Here is a 17,703-nt window from a genome sequence, read left to right on the forward strand (position 1 = left end):
GCCCGGCGCCTGGCGCTCAGCCAGAGTCTGGGATCCGGGCCTGAGCCCAGCACCTGGCGGGGGCCAGGGAGCCGGCGGGGCCGCGTCGGCCTTCAGGAGCCGGCCGACGCGGCCAGGAGCGCGGTGTCGTCGTCGACGTGGCCGGGGGCGCCGAGCAGCTCCATGGCGCGGTCGATGATCCGCTGCGGGTCGTGCCGCGCCGACTCGGGCAAGTCCGCGCAGGCCGTCCGCAGGGCCGCCAGCCCGTTGTCGAGGGAGAGTCTGCTGTTCTCCACCAGGCCGTCCGTGAACAGCAGCAGCCCGGCGCCGGCCGGCAGCCGTGTCTCGTGGTCCTCGGGCGCGCCCTGCGCCAGCCCCAGCGGAGCGCCCGGCCGGGTCTCCAGGAAGCCGGTGGCCTCGCCGGCCACCACGAGCGGCGGCAGGTGTCCGCTGGACGCGTACCGCAGCCGCCGGGTCCCCGGCTCGTACACCGCGTACAGACAGGTCGCGAAGTGTTCGACGTCCAGCGACCGCAGATACGCGTCGAGCTTGGCGAGGAGCGAGCCCGGCGAGGCGCCGTCGAGCGCGAAGCCGCGCAGGGCGGGCCGCAGCCGGCCCATCACGGTGGCGGCGGCGACGTCATGGCCCATGACGTCGCCGATCGCCAGCCCCATGGCGCCGTCGGGCAGTGCGATGACGTCGTACCAGTCGCCGCCGATCTCCGTGCCGGTGGTGCTGGCCCGGTAGTAGGAGGCGGTGCGCAGCCCGGGCACCTGGGGCAGGTGCTGGGGCAGCAGCGCCCGCTGGAGGGTGAGGGCCAGCCGCCGCTCGTTGCGGAACCGGGCGGCGTTGTCGTAGGCGAGGGCCAGCCTGCCGGCGAGGGAGTCGAGATAGCTCCGGTCCTCCTCGCGGTACTCCCGCCCGCGCCGGGCGATGGCCAGGGCTCCCAGCGTGCGGCCGTGGGAGACCAGCGGCACGGACAGCACGGTGCCGGGTGCCGTCACCCCGGTGCCGTCGTCCTGGTCGAGGCAGTCGCCGAGGGCGCGGTCGAGCTCGTCCTCCCCGGCCGTCGGCTGGCCCGCGGTGAACTCGGACCGGCCCGCGCGCGGGTCGGTGACACGGATCCGGATCTCGTCGGCGAGGGACGGAATCAGCACGTCCTTCGCCGTCTCCAGCACCTGCGGCGGGTCGAGGCTGTCGGAGAACAGCATGCCCGCCTGGGCGAGCGAGGTGAGTGTGGCCGCGTGGCGGCGGCTCTCGGTGAGCACCTGCTCGCGCAGGCGGGACAGCTCCAGGTTGGCGCGTACCCGGGCGAGCAGCTGGCGGGCGGAGAAGGGCTTGGCGAGGTAGTCGTCCGCGCCCGCCCGCAGCCCTCGTACCATCGCCTCCTCACCGGCCCTGGCGGTCAGCACGATGATCGGCAGGCGGGTGGTCCGGGGATCCTGGCGCAGCGCCCGTACGAGCGCGAATCCGTCCAGCCGGGGCATCATCACATCGGTCAGCACCAGGTCGACCGGGTGTGACAGGGCGGTCTCCAGCGCCACCCGGCCGTCCCCGGCGAGCAGCACATCGTGCTCCGGGGCGAGCAGGTCCTTGAGGTAGCCGCGCACATCGGCGTTGTCGTCGGCGACCAGCAGAAGCGGCCGGTGGGCGCCGTCGCCCTCCGGTGGCGCCGCGGGCATGTCCATGCCGTCCAGGCCACCCACATCGGTCGCGTCGTTCTGTAGCCAGTGCAGCGCCTCCCCGGCGTAGGCGGCGGTGCGCTTCTGCCGGACGGGCCCGCCGTACGCGCCCCGGTCGGCGGCGGAGGTGGCGGCGGTGGCGACGTCCCGCGCCGCCAGGTGGGCCGTGCCGAACGGCACCTCGACGGTGAACGTGGTGCCCTCGCCCGGCCTGCTGCTCACCGAGACCGTGCCCGCGTGCAGCTCGACCAGGTCCTTGACGAGCGCGAGGCCGATGCCGCTGCCCTCGTGCGAGCGCGAGCGAGCCCCGCGCACCTGGTGAAAGCGGTCGAACAGATACGGCAGCTCCTCCGGCGGGACACCGGTGCCGGTGTCCGTGACGGTCAGCCGGGCCCGCTCCCCGGCGGCCGCCATCCGCACCGTGACCCCGCCCGCGAAGGTGAACTTCAGCGCGTTGCTGAGCAGATTGAGGACGATCTTCTCCCACATCTCCCGGTCCACATGCACCGGCCCGGGCAGCGGCGGGCAGTCCACCCGCAGGCTCAGCCCCGCCAGGTCGAAGGCGGAGCGGAACACCGCCGCCAGATCCGCCGTGACATGCGACAGATCCACCGGCTCGAAGCTGCCCTTCAGCCGCCCGGCCTCCGCCCGGGAGACATCGAGAAGCGTGTTGACCAGCTTCAACAGGCGCAGCGCGTTGCGCTCGGCGAGCTCCAGCTGTCTGCGCCGCTCGGGTCTGTCCTCCTCCGCGAGGGCCTGCTGCACCGGCCCAAGCAGCAGGGTCAAGGGGGTGCGGAACTCATGGCTGACATTGGAGAAAAACGTCGTCTTGGCGCGGTCCAGCTCGGCCAGCGCCTCCGCGCGCCGACGCTGCTCCTGCTGGGTGTGCGCCGCCGCCAGCGCCGCGCTGACACCGGAGGAGAGCACATCGTAGAAGTCCCGGTAGGACGCGTTCACGGGCAGCTTGGGGTTGACGCCCATGACGAGTACGCCCGCCACCTCGCCCGAGCGGACGAGCGGATGGGCCAGCGCCTCCTCTCCCGGCCGCCCGAGCAGCGCGCCCGGGAGCCAGGCCGGGGCGGCGTCGCCGACCACCGTGGCCAGGCGCGCCGCGAGCCCGTCCCGCTCCCTGCCTCCGTCCCCGTCGGTCTCCTCGGCGGTCCGGTCGAGCCGGAGCTCCCCGGGCGGCCGGGTGGCGTCCCCGCAGGCCGTGGCGGCGGCCAGCCACAGCTCTCCGGGCCCCGACGCCAGATAGACGGCGGTGCACGGCACGTCCTCGCGGTGGGCGTCCAGCACCTCCACGAACGTTCGCGCCACGTCCTGCGGGCTGCTCAGCCCGGCCGTCCTGGAGCCCAGCGTGGCCAGCAGCCGCAGCCGCCGCTCGCTGAGCACCCGGGCCGTGGTCTCGGTGACGACGCACAGCACCCCGCCCACCGTGCCGTCCGGCATCGGTATCGGCTGGTAGGAGATGTCGTAGTAGGACTGCTCCAGGAAGCCGCGCCGGATGAACGCGAAACCCATGTCGTTGACCAGGATCGGTTTGCGGCCGTCCACCACGGAGTGGAACAGCGGACCCGTGGTCGTGTCCCAGTTCTCCGGGAACACTTCGACGCACGGACGACCCAGCGCCTCCGGGTGCTTGCTGCCGATGATGGTGGTGTAGCCCTCGTTGTACAGCATCCGGAATTCGGGGCCCCAGAACAGCGCCATCGGCTGTTCCGAGTCGAGGACGATACGGAGGGCCTCGGTCAGCCGGGCAGGCCACGCCTCCGTCCGCCCCAGGGGGGTCGCCGCCCAGTCGATGCCGCTCATCAGCCTGCCCAGCGAACCGCCCTCGGTGAACAGCTCCTCCACCCCTGAGTGCTGCCTCTCGGGCCCGTTCATGGAGTCGGCTCTCCTCAGTCACAGTGTGGCACAGCGGTACGGCCGGACCCCGGGCGAAGCGGGCCGGTAGAGGGCGGGAACAGCGGGCGTCAAGAGCTCGGACCGGCCACCTGTCATGTGCCGTTTGGCCTGTTCGGGTCTGGCGCGTTTTCGCTCCGGCGGGACAGATTATGCAGCGCATGCGCCCAGGTTCAACCGTGTGTGAAATTCGGGAGGGTGGTTGCGCTACATCCGGTTCCTTGCCCTGGGTGCCGCCTGCTCGGCGTACGGCAGCTACGTGAACATGGTGGCCCTGAGTCTCTTCTCCTACGCCGTCACGGGAACGGCACTGGGCACCGGCCTGTTCATGGCGCTGCGCCTCTCCGCGAGCGTGCTGGGCGGCTCGGTCGCGGCCCTGCTCGCCCGGCGGCTGGACCGCAAGGTCCTCATGATGACCGCGGATCTGACGCAGGCCACGGGGCTGTTCACGCTGCTTCTGGCCCCGGACGGCGCCCGGGGATATCTGCTGTACGGGCTCGCGGTGGTGACCGGGCTGTGCGCGACGGTTTCCTCGGTCTCGCTGCGCAGCGCGGTGCCGGACATCGCCGGACAGGAACTGCGAGTTCCGGCCAACGCGCTGCTGGCCACCAGCCGGTCGATGGCCATGGTGGCCGGGTTCGCGTCCGCCGGGCCGGTGGTCGCCTGGCTCGGCTTCACCGGCGCCATCGCGATCGACGCCTGCACCTTCCTGGTGTCCGCGGCGAACCTGGCCCTGCTGCCGCTGCGGATCCGCCCCACGGCCGGGGCCACCGGCTCCGACGGAGGGCCGGACGGCGACAAGGCGGCGGGCCAGGGCGGGGCGCCGGAGCGGCGGACGGCGAGGTGGCTGTTCTCGCTGACCCCGCTGCTGCTGTTCATGGTGTCGATCCGGGGCCTGGACGCGTTCGGCTCCTCCTCGCACAACGTGGGCCTGCCGGTCTACTCCAGCGAACTCGACGAGGCGCACCCGGCCTCGTTCATCAGCTTCTTCTGGGCCACCTGGGCGCTGGGGAACATCGCCACCCAGCGGGTGGTGGCCTATCGCGCCAAGCGAAGCGGGCGGGCGTTGGGGGAGTGGGCCTTCGCCCTGGGCACCGTGGTGATGTCCGCGACGTTCGTGCTGGGATTCGCCGGTCTGCCGATGCCGCTCACGGTCGCCATCGTGTTTCTCGCGGGCATGGCGGACGGGCTCAGCGAGATCGCCTACACCTCGAGGCTTCAGACGGTGCCCGACGACCAGCGGACCCGGGTGTTCGGGATCTCCGCGACGGTGGAGAGCGTGGGATTCGGCTCCGGCATGGTGATCAGCGCCGCGCTGATGGAGCGCATGTCGCCGTTCGGGGTGGTCGGGGTGATGCACGGGGTCGCCCTCGCCGTCGGGGTGGTCTTCATGTTCTTCCTCGTCCGCATCGGCCGTGCCGCGCGGGAGCGGTCCGCCGCCCAGGACGGCGCGACAAGCGTCGAGGATCGGACACTCGCGGAAGAGGGGAGGGGCGCCCGGTGACGGTGCCGCCCCACAGACGCGTAGCGATCATCGGCATGGCCCTTCGCCTACCGGGCGCCAACACCCCGGAAGGGTTCTGGCACACCATCCACCGCGGAATATCGCGGATCCACCGATTCACCGAGCGGGAGCTGCGGGCGGCGGGCGTTCCGGAGACGACCTTCCGGGCCGAGGACTTCGTCGGGGCGAGCGCCCCGCTGCGGCGCATACCGGAATTCGACGCGGAGTTCTTCTCGATGAGCGCCCGGGAGGCGGCGCTCACGGATCCACAGCAGCGGATCTTCCTCGAGTGCGCACACCACGCCCTGGAGGACGCCGGCTACGCGGGCACGGGCACGCAGGTCGGAGTGTTCGCCAGCACCGGCTACCACCTGTTCCCGTACCACACCTACGGACACCGCAACCTGGCCGGCGAGCCCCTCGGCGACACCTGGGTCCCCACACTCCAGCGCGACATCGGGAACCACCCCGACTACACCGCCACCCGCGCCGCCTTCCGGCTCGGGCTGACCGGGCCGGCGGTCGGCATCCAGAACGCCTGCTCCAGCTCCCTGGTCGCGGTGCACCTCGCCCGGCAGGCCCTGCTCACCGATGACGCGGAGCTCGCGGTGGTGGGAGCGGCCGCCGTCCATGTGCCGCAGATTCTCGGCTACCGCCACGCCCCCGGCTCGATCCTCTCCCGTACGGGACGGTGTCTGGCCTTCGACGCGGCCTCCGACGGGACGGTCGGCGGCAACGGGGTGGCCGCCGTCGTGCTCAAACGGCTGGACCGGGCGCTCGCCGACCGCGACACCGTCCACGCGGTGATCCTCGGCAGCGCCCTGAACAACGACGGCGCTGCGAAGAAGAACTACACCGAACCCTCGGTGGACGGGCAGCGGGCGGTCATCCGGCGCGCGCTCGCCTCGGCGGGGGTGTCCGCCGACACCGTCGGGTACGTCGAGACCCACGGCACGGGGACGTACAAGGGCGACCCCATCGAGTTCGTCGCCCTCACCGGCGCGTTCCGCGAGGACACCGAGCGGCGCGGCTTCTGCGGCATCGGCTCGGCGAAACCCAACATCGGCCATCTGGACGTCTGCGGGGGACTGGCCGGGCTGATCAAGGCCGTGCTGGCGCTGCGGCACGCCACCATTCCGCCCCTGGCCGGCTTCACCGCCCCCAACCCGCTGCTCGACCTCGACACGAGCCCCTTCTATCTGCCGTCGGAGGCGCGCCCGTGGCCCGCGGGGGACACCCCGCGCCGGGCCGGTGTCACCTCCCTGGGGGTGGGCGGCACCAACGCCCATGTCATCGTCGAGGAGGCGGAGGAGGCCCCGCGCGCCCGGAGCAGGGCGGTACGCCCGCCGGGGGCGGCGCGACCGGGCCTGGCGCCACCCTGCATGGTGCCGCTGTACGGACACAACTCGGCCGCCCTCGACGCCAACGCCCGCGCGCTGCGCGCCCGTCTGCGGACCGGGCCCGCACCCGCCATGGCCGACCTGGTCACCACCCTGGCCCTCGGGCGGCGCGCGCTCCGCCACCGCCTGGTGCTCCTCGGGGACACGCCCGCGGCGCTCGCCGCCGCGCTCGACGACTGCCTCGACGGCGGCCTCGGCGATCGGCCCGCCCCGCGCCGGTACGTACGGGGCGAGGCGCCGCACTCGCCGCCGACCCCGCCCGTCTGGCTGTTCAGCGGCCAGGGCGGTGCCTCGGTGCGCGGGGCCGCCGCGGCCCTCTACACGCGGTTCCTCGTCGTACGCGAAGTCCTGGACGCGTGCGAGGAGCAGTATCGCGACGAGTACGGCGGCTCGCTGCTGCGTGTGCTCACCGCCGCGGGAAACGAGGCCCGAGCTGCCCGGTACGCCGACGACGAGTCGACGGAAACCCTCCAGCCCGCCCTGTTCGCGCTACAGGCGGCGCTGACCCGGCTGTGGCAGCGGCTCACCGGCCCGCCGGCCGCCGTCGCGGGCCACAGCGCGGGCGAGTGGGCGGCCCTGTTCGCGGCCGGCGCGCTGTCGCTGGCCGACGGGCTGCGGCTGACCGCGGCGCGCGGACGGCTCATGCGCCGCGACTCGGCCCCGGGCGGCATGATCGCGGCGTTCACCGACGAGGCGACGGTCCGGCTCGCTCTGGCGGACCTGGCCGGCCTGGAGCTCGCCGTGGTCAACGGCGCCCGCCACCATGTGCTGGCCGGGCCGCACGCCGTGCTGGCCGAGGCGGACCGGTGGTTCGAGGCGCGCGGCGTCCGCCGACAGCGGCTGCCCGTCGACCGGGCGTTCCACAGCGGCCTCCTCGACCCGGCCCTCGACGGGCTGCGCGAGGCGGCCGGGGCGGTCCGGTTCGGAGGTGTCCAAGTGCCGTTCGTCAGTGGCCTGGACGGGCGTACGCGGCCGCCCGGCTGGGCCCCGGACCCGGACTACGCGGTGCGCCAGGCCCGGTGGCCGGTCCGCTTCGACCTGGTCCTGCGGGAGCTGGCCGGGGGAAGCCCGGCGGCCCTGGTCGAGCTGGGGCCGGGCGAGGTGCTGACCGCCCTGGCCCGGCGCGAGCTCGCGGAGGTGCGGGCCTTCTCCACCCTGCGCCGCCGCCGCGGGCTCGGCGCCCTGTGGGACGCCGCCGCCCGGCTGCACTGCCAGGGACACGGGCTCGACTGGGGGGAAATGGCGGCCGGTTGCGCGGGCGGACGCGTCCCGCTCCCCGGGTATCGATTCCAGCGCAAGACGCACTGGACCGGCCCCGAGCTGGTGGAGGCCGCGCCCGCCGAGGGCGGCGCCGCCGGGCCGGGACCGGGGAGAGACATGGGCGACCGAGAGATTGGGGCGGCATTGGATCAGGTGCTCGGCAGGATCATTGAGTTGACGGCACATCAGCTGGGTTTCGGCGAGGAGGAAGTGGGGCCCGACGTGCCGTTCTTCGATCTCGGCGCCGACTCGCTACAGATGATCAACATGCTGCGCGAGGTGGAGCGGGAGTTCGCGGTGAAGGTCGCGATGCGCGAGCTGTTCGAAGAGGCCGACACGCCACGGCTGCTGGCCGAGGCGATCGTGGCCCGGATGAGCCCGCCACCCGCCCCCGAGGTGCCGCGGCCCGAGCCGGTGCCGGAGGTCACGGCGGCGGCCGACGCGCCGTACGTCACGCGGGAGGCGTACGACGAGCTGGCCCGGCAGGTCCAGGAGCTGGCCCGGAACCAACTGCTCCTGATGAGCCAGCTGTCCCAGCTGCTGGAACGCTCGCTGCCGAGCGACGGCGCGCCGACCCTGAACGGAAGGGCGGACTTGAGATGACGCAGTCACCGACCGCCGCCGTGGCGCGCGACCTGGCTGAGATGTCGCGGCTGTCCCGCCGCATCACCGAGCAGATCGAACGCCTGACCGCAGCCGCCGCCCCGCTGCCGCGGACTCCGGCCCCGGCCACGCCGTCGGCCATCGCGTCCCCCGAGCCTGCCGCGCCCGGGGCGGTCGCGCCCACTCCGACGGCCGGTGCCCCGGCCGCGCTCGGGCCGACTGCGTTTGCGCCGTCGGCGTCTGCGCCGGGCGCACTCGGGCCGCCCGTCTCTGTGCCATCGGCGTCAACGTCGGCCGCGCCTGCGCGGGCGGCGTCTGCGGCGGGGGCGCCCGGGCCGACTGCCTCCGGGCAGTCGGCGTTCGCGTCCGCCGCGCCCGCACCGCCGGCGGCCGTATGGGTCACGTCCTCGCCGCCAGTGTCCGCGCCGGCCGTGTCCACACAGGCCGCGTCCGCATCGCGGACGGCCGTGTCCGCGCCGGGTGCGCTCGGGTCGGCCAGCTCTGCGTCGTCGGCATCCGTGTCGTCCGTATCTGCGCCGGTCACCCCCGCACCGCCGACGGCCGCGTCCGCGCTGCCAGCGCCCGCACCGGCCGCGTCCGCATCGCGGACGGCCGTGTCGGCGCCGGGTGCGCTCGGGCCGACCGCCTCCGCGTCGCCCGCGTCGGCGTCGGCCGTGCCCGTACCGCCGACGGCCGTGTCGGCTGCGTCTGCGCAGGCAGCGTCCGCGCTGGCTGCAACTGCATCGCCGACGGCTGCGTCGGCCACATCCGCGCTGTCGGCGCCCGCACCGGCCGCGCCTGCGTGGCCACCGGGTGCGTCCGCGCGGGCAGCGTCCGCGTCTGCCGTGTCCACTCCGGATGTGCCCGCATCGCGGACGGCCGTGTCGGCGCCGGGTGCGCTCGGGCCGACCGCCTCCGCGTCGCCCGCGTCTGCACCGGCCACGCCCGTACCGCCGACGGCCGTGTCGGCCGCGCCCGCGCCGTCGGCGTCCGCGTCGGGCACGTCTGCCCCGACGTCCGCCGCGCCCGCGTTCCCCGCCTCGGAGTCGGCTGCCACCGACAACGCACCTCACGTCCACGGTCCCCGCGTGTCCGTCCCCCGTACGGCCGGGATGGCGGCCCAAGGCGGGCAGGCGGCGCGCGCTCACGCGGACGAGCTGATACGCCGCTATACGGCCAGGACCGCGGCCTCCAGGGAGCTCGCCCAGCGCCACCGCCGTGCGCTGGCCGACAGCCGGGCTTCGGTCGGCTTTCGCAGCGCCACCAAGGAGATGCTGTATCCGCTGGCGGCGCGGCGGGCCCGCGGGTCGCGGCTGGAGGACATCGACGGCAACGCGTACGTCGACATCACCATGGGTTTCGGGGTGCTGCTGTTCGGCCACGAGCCGGAGTTCGTCACCGAGGCGGTGCGTGCGCATCTGGCCGACGGTCTGCGCCTGGGCCCGCGGGGCCCCGAGGCCGGGGAGGCCGCGGAGCTCCTCGCGGAACTCACCGGCATGGAACGCGTCGCCTTCGCGAACTCCGGCACCGAGGCCAACTCCGCCGCCATCAGGCTCGCCCGCGCCGCCACCGGCCGGGACAAGATCGTCACGTTCCGGGGGGCCTACCACGGACACGCCGACAACGTACTCGGCCGAACCATAGGCGCGGGACGCGAGACCGTCCCCGTCTCCTCCGGCATCCCGCACCACGCCGTCGCCGACCTCCTCGTCCTCGACTACGGCGCTCCGGACAGCCTGCGGCTGATCGAGGAGTCGGCGGGCGACATCGCCGCCGTGCTGGTGGAGCCCGTCCAGAGCCGCAACCCCGCGCTCCAGCCGGTTGCGTTCGTCCGCTCGCTGCGCGAACTCACCCGCCGCCACGGCATCGTCCTGCTCTTCGACGAGATGCTCACCGGCCTTCGGCCGCATCAGCGCGGCGCCCAGGACCTGTACGGCGTGGTGCCCGATCTGGCCACGTACGGCAAGGTCCTCGGCGGCGGTTTCCCCATCGGCGCCATCGCCGGGCGCGCCGACCTCCTCGACGGGGTCGACGGTGGCTTCTGGCGCTACGGCGACGACAGCTACCCGCCCCGCGACACCACCTTCTTCGGCGGCACCTACCTCCAGCACCCCGTCTCGATGGCCGCCGCGCGCGCCGTGCTCACCCACCTCAAGGAGCAGGGCCCGGACCTCCAGCGCGGGCTCAACGCCCGCACCCAGCACCTGGCCGACACGCTCAACGCGTTCTTCGCCGAGGAGGAGTTCCCGCTCCGGCTCGCCCACTTCGGCTCGATGTTCCGCTTCGAACACCGGGCGGACATGGAGTTGTTCTACTACCACCTGCTCCTGCGCGGTGTGCACGTGTGGGAGTGGCGCAACTTCTTCCTCTCCACCGCGCACACCGACCACGACATCGAGCGGATCACCGACGCGGTCACCGGCTCGCTGCTCGATCTGCGCCGGGCGGGCTTCTTCCCGCGCACCACCCCCGAACCCGCCCGCCCGCGCGCCGCACGGCAGCCCGCCCCGCGCCCCGCGCCCGAGGTGAGCCTGTACTTCTTCGGCGACTACCCCGAGGGCACCGCCCCCGAGGACTCCTACGAACTCATCGCCGACGCCGCCCGCTTCGCCGACTCCCACGGCTTCCACGCCCTGTGGCTGCCCGAGCGCCACTTCCACACCTTCGGCGGGCCCTTCCCCAACCCGGCCGTGCTCGCCTCCGCCCTCGCCCGCGAGACCAGCCGCATCCGCCTCAACGCCGGCTCCGTCGTCCTCCCGCTGCACGACCCGATCCGGGTGGCCGAGGAGTGGTCGATGGCCGACAACCTCTCCCACGGCCGGATCGGCATCGGCTGCGCGAGCGGCTGGCACGCCCGGGACTTCGTCTTCTTCCCCGAACGGTTCGGCCACCACAAGGAGCTGATGTACGAGCAGGCCGAGCAGGTCAGGGCGTTGTGGCGGGGCGAGCCGCTGCGCCGCCCCGGAGGCGCGGGCGAGACCGAGGTCCGGCTGTTTCCCCGCCCGGTCCAGGACACCCCGCCGATGTTCACCGCCATCGTCGGCAACCCCGACTCGTACGCCCGGGCGGCCCGGCACGACATGGGCGTGGTCACCAACCTGATGAGCCAGTCCCCGGAACAACTGGCGGAACACATCGCCCTGTACCGGCGGACCCGCGAGGAACACGGCCTCGACCCGGACGCGGGGCGCGTGGTCGTGCTGCTGCACACCTACCTCACCGATGACCCGGACGAGGCCCGGCGCCAGGCCTACGCACCCCTCTCCCGCTATATGCGCTCATCCCTGTCCCTGTTCGGGCAGGTCGCGAACAGCCTCGGCCACAGCGTGGACATCGACGGTGTCGGCGACGAGACGCTGGACGCCATCTTTCGCCGCGCCTACGGCCGCTACTGCGACCAGCGCTCTCTCATCGGCAGCCCCGAGAGCTGCCGGCCCGTGGTGGACGCGCTGCGCGAGGCGGGCGTGGACGAGATCGCCGCCCTCGTCGACTTCGGCGTGTCCCCGGACCGGCTGCGGGCCGGGCTGCCCCACCTGGAGCGGCTGCGCCGCGCCCTGCACCCGGAGACCGCGGAGGCCATCGGGCTCCCCAAGACCGACGCCGCCGGGGGCGTCGCCACGGCGCCGCCCGCCCCCCTCTCGCCGGGCCAGCGGCGCATCTGGCTGCACGAGCGGCTGCTGCCCGGCGGCACCGCGTACAACGAGGCCACCGCCATCCGCCTCGACGGCCCCCTCGACCTCCCCGCCCTGCGCCACGCCCTCACCGGTCTCGCGGAGCGGCACGAGATGCTGCGCACGGTGTTCCCCGCCCTGGAAGGCGAGCCCCGACAGGTCGTACGCGATCGCATGGCGCCCGACTTCGCGCTGGTGGACCGCGCGGGGACGCCGGAGGAGGACGCCGTGCGCGAGGCGATGGCCATCGAGAGCGCGCGCCGGTTCGACCTCGCCGACGGCCCGCTGTTCGTGTTCCGGCTGCTGAGGCTGGGCGAGGCGCGGCATGTACTGGTGTTCTCCTTCCACCACATCGTTGCCGACGCCCACTCCGTCACCGTGCTCACCCGAGATCTGTCCCTCCTCTACCGCGCGGCACTGGACGGTGGCAGCGTCGCCGTTCCACCCGAACTGCACTCCAATTACCGTGAGTTCGCGCGGGACCGGGCGGCCGTGGGGGACTCGGACCCGGCCCTGGCCCGCGATCTGGCGTACTGGACCGAGAATCTGGGCGGCGAGCCACCGGTGCTCGAACTCCCCACCGACCGGCCCCGCCCCGAGGTGATGACCTCCCGTGGCAGGACCGTCTTCCGGACCCTGCCCAAGGACCTCACCGAGCAGCTGCGCGAGCTGAGCCGCCGGTCCCGCGCCACCCTCTTCATGACGCTCCTCACCGGCTTCGCCACGCTGCTGCGCGAGGTCACAGGACAGGAGGACATCGTGGTCGGCACCCCGGTGTCCGACCGGCCCGAGGGCACCGAAGACCTCGTGGGCTTCTTCCTCAACACCGTCGCGCTGCGCTTCGACCTCAGCGGCGACCCCGCCTTCGAGGAGCTGCTGGCCCGGGTGCGCGGTACCGCCGTGGACGCCTACGACCACGCCACCGCGCCGTTCGATGCGGTCGTACGGGCCCTGGCCCCGCCCCGCGACGCCTCGCGCAACCCCGTCTTCCAAGTGCTCGCGGAGTACGAGAGCGGCCCACCGCTCGCGCTGGACCTGCCCGGGGTGCACAGCACCGCGCTGAACCACCGCCCGGACAAGTCGCTGACCGACCTGACGGTGTACTTCACCGCCCGCCCGGACGGTGTCGGCTGCCACCTGGAATACCGCACCGACCTGTTCGACCCGGCCACCGTCGACCACTTCTTCGACCGCTTCCGGGACATCCTCGAAGCCGCCGTGCGCGACCCCGCCGACCCGCTGTCGCGGGCGGCCGGCCCCGCGCCCGCCTGCGCGGGGCCGCGCCGACCGGTGGCCGACGCGACGGTGCACGGGCTGGTGGCCGACCGTGTCCGCAGCGACCCGGGGCGCCTGGCGGTGTCCGACGGCGCCACGCGCCTCACCTACGGGGAGCTGGACGCGCGCGCCGCACACCTGGCCGCCCGGCTCCGCGCGGCCGAGCCCCGCGCTCCGGGCGGTGAGCGCGTGGTCGCGCTGTGGCTGCCGCGCTCCGCGGACCTCGTCGTGGCGATGCTCGCCGTTCTGCGGACCGGCGGGGCGTATCTGCCGCTCGACCCCGCGCTCGGCCCGCAGCGGGTGGGCGCCATCCTCGCGGACTGCGGCGCCCGCACCGTGCTCACCCGCGGCGACGCGCCCGCCCTGCCCGCTCTGCCCGACGGCGTCAGCGTCCTCGACATCTCCGCAGCGGAGATGCTGGAGGACGTTCAGGACGGGCGTCCGGAAGGGCCCGTCGGCCCCGATTCGCTGTGCTACGTCATCTACACCTCCGGCACCACCGGACGTCCCAAGGGGGTGATGGTCACCCACCGCAACGTCGCCCACCTCTGCCAATGGCACCGCGAGCGCTTCGCCTTCACCCCCGACGACCGCGCCGCCGTCGTGTCCAGCCAGAGCTTCGACGCCTCGGTGCTGGAGATCTGGCCCGCCCTCACCTCCGGCGCGTCGATCGCCGTCGCGCCCGAGGCCGCCCGGCTCGACCCGCCCGCGCTGGCCCGCTGGTACCGCGAGGAGCGGGTGACGTTCTCCATGCTGCCGACCGCGCTCGGCGAATCCGTCCTGGCGCTGCCGGTCCACCTTCAGCCGCCGCTGCGCCACTTGGCGCTCGGCGGCGAGGTGATGCGCCACAGGCCGCGCCCGGGGGTGCCGTACGAGACGGTCAATGTGTACGGGCCGACGGAGACCACGGTCCTGGTCACCACCGCGACCGTCGCCGACGCCGGGAGCGACCTTGGGCCCATCCCGATCGGCCGGCCGATCGACAACACCTCGCTGTATCTGCTGGGCGAGGACCTGCGGCCGGTCCGGGACGGTGACCCGGGCGAGCTGTACATCGGCGGCCCGGGCGTGGCACGCGGCTATCTCGGCCGCCCCGAGGACACCGCGCGGCGGTTCCTCGACGGCCTCGTCGGCGGCGCGCGGCTGTACCGGACGGGCGACCTGGCCCGGCGCCGCCCGGACGGCGCCCTGGAGTTCGTCGGTCGCACCGACGACCAGGTCAAGATCCGTGGCTTCCGGGTGGAGCCGGGCGAGGCGGCCCAAGTGCTGCGCGAGCTGCCGGAGGTGGGCCAGGCCGCGGTGGTGGCCGTCCGCGACGGCCGGGGCGAGGCGCGGCTGGCCGGGTATGTGGTCCCCGACGGCGGCGCGCCCGCCGACGAGGCCGCGTTCCTGCGGCGGGTCGCCGGGCGCCTCGCCGAGCGGCTGCCGGAGTACCTGGTGCCACGCGCCTGGGCGGTGGTCGACGCCCTGCCGCTGAGCGCACAGGGCAAGCTGGACCGCGGCGCGCTGCCCGAGGCGGCTGTGCCGTACGCCGATGCCGTGCCGTACCCCGATACCGCCGTCACCGATGACACGCCACCGGACGAGGCCATGCCGTACGAGATCTCCGGAGAGGCCGAGGCCGAGGCCTCGCTGGTGACCCTGTGGTCGGCCGAACTGGGGCTCGACGCGGCGCGCATCGGGCCGGACGCCTCGTTCTTCCGGCTCGGCGGCGACTCGATCGCCGCCATGCGGCTGCTGCACCGGGTCCGCGAGGAGCTCGGCGCCGAGTATCCGATGGTCCGCTTCTACCAGCGGCCGACCGTACGGGCCATGACCCAGGCTCTGGCGGCGACCGCGGAGACCGCGGAGGAGCCCTCGCGGGTCCGGGGGGAGATATGACCCCCGACGCCACCGTGGACGAGTTGCTGGAGTACGTCGCCGCGCACGGCATCGTGCTGGCCCGAAAGGGCCACCGGCTGCGGTACGACGCCCCGCGCGACGCCTTCGGCCCCGACGTGCTGGCCGCGCTCACCCGCCACAAACGCGAACTGCTCGCCCGCCTCGAACTCGAAGACCGGGGCCGGGACACGGTGGTGGCCACCGCCCCGGTGTCCGTCCAGCAACTCGGCCTGCTGGGGCGGAGCCGGCAGGACCCCGTGCCCCAGGTGTGGAACATCCCCCTGCGGATCTCCCTCACCGGGCCGGTCGACCCCGCCGCGCTGCACACCGCGCTGGACGGGCTGGTGGCCAGGCACCACGCGCTGCGCTGCCGCTTTGCCCAGGTCGAGGGGGAGCGGTGGCGGCAGGAGGTGCTGGCCCCCCGGTCCGTGCCGCTTCCGGTGCGCGACCTGACCGGCCTGGACGCGGTGCGCCGGGCCGAGCGGGTCGAGGAGGAGTGCGCGGCCGCCGTCGACACGGCGTTCGACCTCACCTCCGGCACCTGGCCGGCGTGGAGCCTGCTGCGCACGGGCGACGACGCCTGGGTGCTGATGTTCGTGGTCCACCACATCTGCGTCGACGGCTGGGCGGTGACGGTCCTGCTGCGCGACCTGGCCGAGCTGTATCGGGCCGCGGTCTGCGGCCGCCCGCCCGAACTGCCCGAACGGGTGGCGCAGTGCACCGACTACGCCCGGGAACAGGCCGCGAAGGCGGCCGGGCCGGGCGGCAACGGGCGTGAACTGGCCTACTGGGCAGGCCGGTTCGCCGATCTGCCGGCCGACCTGGACCTGCCGCTCGACCACCCCCGCCCGCCCCGGGCCAGCGGCCGCGGCCGTACTGCGCGGCTGACCCTGGAGCGGGGGTCGGCCGACGCCCTCCGCGCGCTGTGCCGCGAGCGTGGCGTCACCCCGTTCGCGGTGACCACCGCCGCCTTCGCGGTCCTGCTGTCCAGCCTGACCGGCCGGGACGACCTGCCCGTCGTCACCAACTACGCCAACCGGCCGCGCGGGAACATGGAGCACCTGGTGACCACCACCGCCACCGGGGTGGTGCTGCGGCTGCGTCTGGACCGGGCCGCCCGTTTCGCGGACCTGGTCGACCAGGTGGTCAGCCGTACCGTGGAGGGCATCGACCATCTGCTGCCGCTGTCCGCCCTCCGCCGCGGCCTGCTGGAGGAGTACGGGCTGCGGTTGCCCGGGGCGTTTCCGATCGGTATGACCTTCCAGAACTCCCTCGACCTGACCCTGGACCTGCCCGGGATCCGGGCGGAGGTCATGGATCAGCCGACGGAGGGCGCGCGCAGGGATTGCAGCTTCGGGGTCGTGCCCCAGGGCGACACCTACGAGCTGTACGTCGAGTACGCGACCGACCTGTGGGACCCGTCGACCGCCGACGGGTGGCTCGGCGGGTACGCCGCCGTCCTCGACGCCGTCTGCAATCGGTTCGAGGCCCCGCTGGACTCGCTGCCCGGCATGGGCGCAGGTGTCAGGTGAACAGCCCGAACACCACGATGAGCAGTGCGTAACACGCCGTCACCAGTGCGGCGCCCGCCACGTGGACACCCACCGTGCGGGCCCGCCCGGGCAGCAGCCAGAAGGCGAGCGCCCGGTTCACCAGCGGCATCATCAGCCAGGTGAGGGCGCTGACGCTCAGTACGTTTCCGATGAACAGGGCCAGATACCCGGGCGTCCCGAGCGAGTCGAGCCCGCGACCCACGGTGAGGTTGAGGATCATGACGGTGGGATAGAGGGCGAGCACCACCGACATGGCCTGTTTCCAGTTGGGGGGAACGCCGTCCTGCTCCCCTTCTCCGAAACGGAACCAGCCGCTGAACGGTGAGGTGATTTTGCGGACGTCGTACGTGGAGAAGTACTCCCGCCCCTCATCCAGGAGCTTGTCGCGGGCGTCGGACCCGAGCCACTCGTCGAGGTGTTTCCGGGTGTCGAAACGGAAGACCACAACCCAGTTGTCCTGGATCCCCGCCACCGGCTCGAAGAGCTCGGAGCCCATGAACCCGGGGCACTTCTGCTGCGCCCTGAGTATCTTCTGCTGCCAGCGCGCGAAGTCCGCTTCCCGGCCGGGCCGTACCTCGTGCGAGATCACGGCCGTGACGGCCTCCCGGACCGGGGCCCCGCCGCTGAGCACCTCCTGGGTGGGTGGTTCCTCGAACAGCGCGCTGCCTTCGTCGAGCAGCTTCCGCCGGACGCTGGACCGCAGCCACATCGTCAACTGATCGATCCGGGAGAAACGGAATACCACCACCCACTCGTTCTCCTCTTCGGAGTCCGGCGGGTACTGCTCGGTGCCCTCGAAGCCCTCGAAGTCGCGGACGGCCCGGTCCGTCCGCTCCTGCCAGCGCTGGTACTCCTCGGTGCGGCCGGGCCGTACCTTCTGCGAGGTCACGACCGTGGCGCCGGTCCCCTCGGAGCCCTGGCTTGCACGGGCACTCATATGGAGTAGCGTATTTCAAAGGGGATTTAAGGCGCAAACCGTGAGTTGAGCGAATA

The 17,703-nt window shown here is 73.5% G+C and carries 6 protein-coding genes; 4 read left to right on the forward strand and 2 right to left on the reverse strand.

Annotated features, from left to right (window positions below; all coding sequences use genetic code 11):
- Positions 1 to 92: 92 nt before the first annotated feature.
- Positions 93 to 3,545, reverse strand: a complete 3,453-nt coding sequence (locus ACH4S9_RS20045) for a SpoIIE family protein phosphatase (RefSeq protein WP_398373360.1) — start codon at positions 3,543 to 3,545, stop codon at positions 93 to 95.
- Positions 3,546 to 3,765: 220 nt separating this feature from the next.
- On the opposite strand from ACH4S9_RS20045, the gene ACH4S9_RS20050 reads away from it, so the two are divergent.
- The 4 genes from ACH4S9_RS20050 (at position 3,766) to ACH4S9_RS20065 (ending at position 16,689) form a co-directional block, all read left to right on the forward strand.
- On the forward strand, positions 3,766 to 5,067 hold the full coding sequence (locus ACH4S9_RS20050) for an MFS transporter (RefSeq protein ID WP_311725435.1): 1,302 nt from the start codon (positions 3,766 to 3,768) through the stop codon (positions 5,065 to 5,067).
- 2 nt (positions 5,068 to 5,069) lie between these two features.
- Positions 5,070 to 8,330, forward strand: a complete 3,261-nt coding sequence (locus tag ACH4S9_RS20055) for a type I polyketide synthase (RefSeq protein WP_398373652.1) — start codon at positions 5,070 to 5,072, stop codon at positions 8,328 to 8,330.
- A 1,088-nt stretch (positions 8,331 to 9,418) separates the two neighbouring features.
- Positions 9,419 to 15,157, forward strand: coding sequence for a MupA/Atu3671 family FMN-dependent luciferase-like monooxygenase (locus ACH4S9_RS20060; RefSeq protein ID WP_398373363.1), 5,739 nt, complete (start codon positions 9,419 to 9,421; stop codon positions 15,155 to 15,157).
- Positions 15,154 to 16,689: a condensation domain-containing protein gene (locus ACH4S9_RS20065; RefSeq protein ID WP_398373365.1), complete on the forward strand. Its 1,536-nt coding sequence runs from the start codon at positions 15,154 to 15,156 to the stop codon at positions 16,687 to 16,689. Before ACH4S9_RS20060 ends, ACH4S9_RS20065 begins: the two co-directional genes overlap by 4 nt.
- On the opposite strand, the gene ACH4S9_RS20070 is transcribed toward ACH4S9_RS20065, so the two are convergent.
- Positions 16,682 to 17,647, reverse strand: a complete 966-nt coding sequence (locus ACH4S9_RS20070) for an antibiotic biosynthesis monooxygenase (RefSeq protein ID WP_311725438.1) — start codon at positions 17,645 to 17,647, stop codon at positions 16,682 to 16,684. The genes ACH4S9_RS20065 and ACH4S9_RS20070 overlap by 8 nt on opposite strands.
- Between the last annotated feature and the right edge of the window lie 56 nt (positions 17,648 to 17,703).

The organism is Streptomyces sp. NPDC021225, assembly GCF_044332865.1.
Lineage (GTDB): Bacteria > Actinomycetota > Actinomycetes > Streptomycetales > Streptomycetaceae > Streptomyces.

Excerpts from the sequence above, each read along its gene's own strand:
- ACH4S9_RS20045 (WP_398373360.1), bottom strand. The coding sequence starts at position 3,545 with ATGAACGGGCCCGAGAGGCAGCACTCAGGGGTGGAGGAGCTGTTCACC.
- ACH4S9_RS20065 (WP_398373365.1), top strand. The coding sequence starts at position 15,154 with ATGACCCCCGACGCCACCGTGGACGAGTTGCTGGAGTACGTCGCCGCG.
- ACH4S9_RS20070 (WP_311725438.1), bottom strand. The coding sequence starts at position 17,647 with ATGAGTGCCCGTGCAAGCCAGGGCTCCGAGGGGACCGGCGCCACGGTC.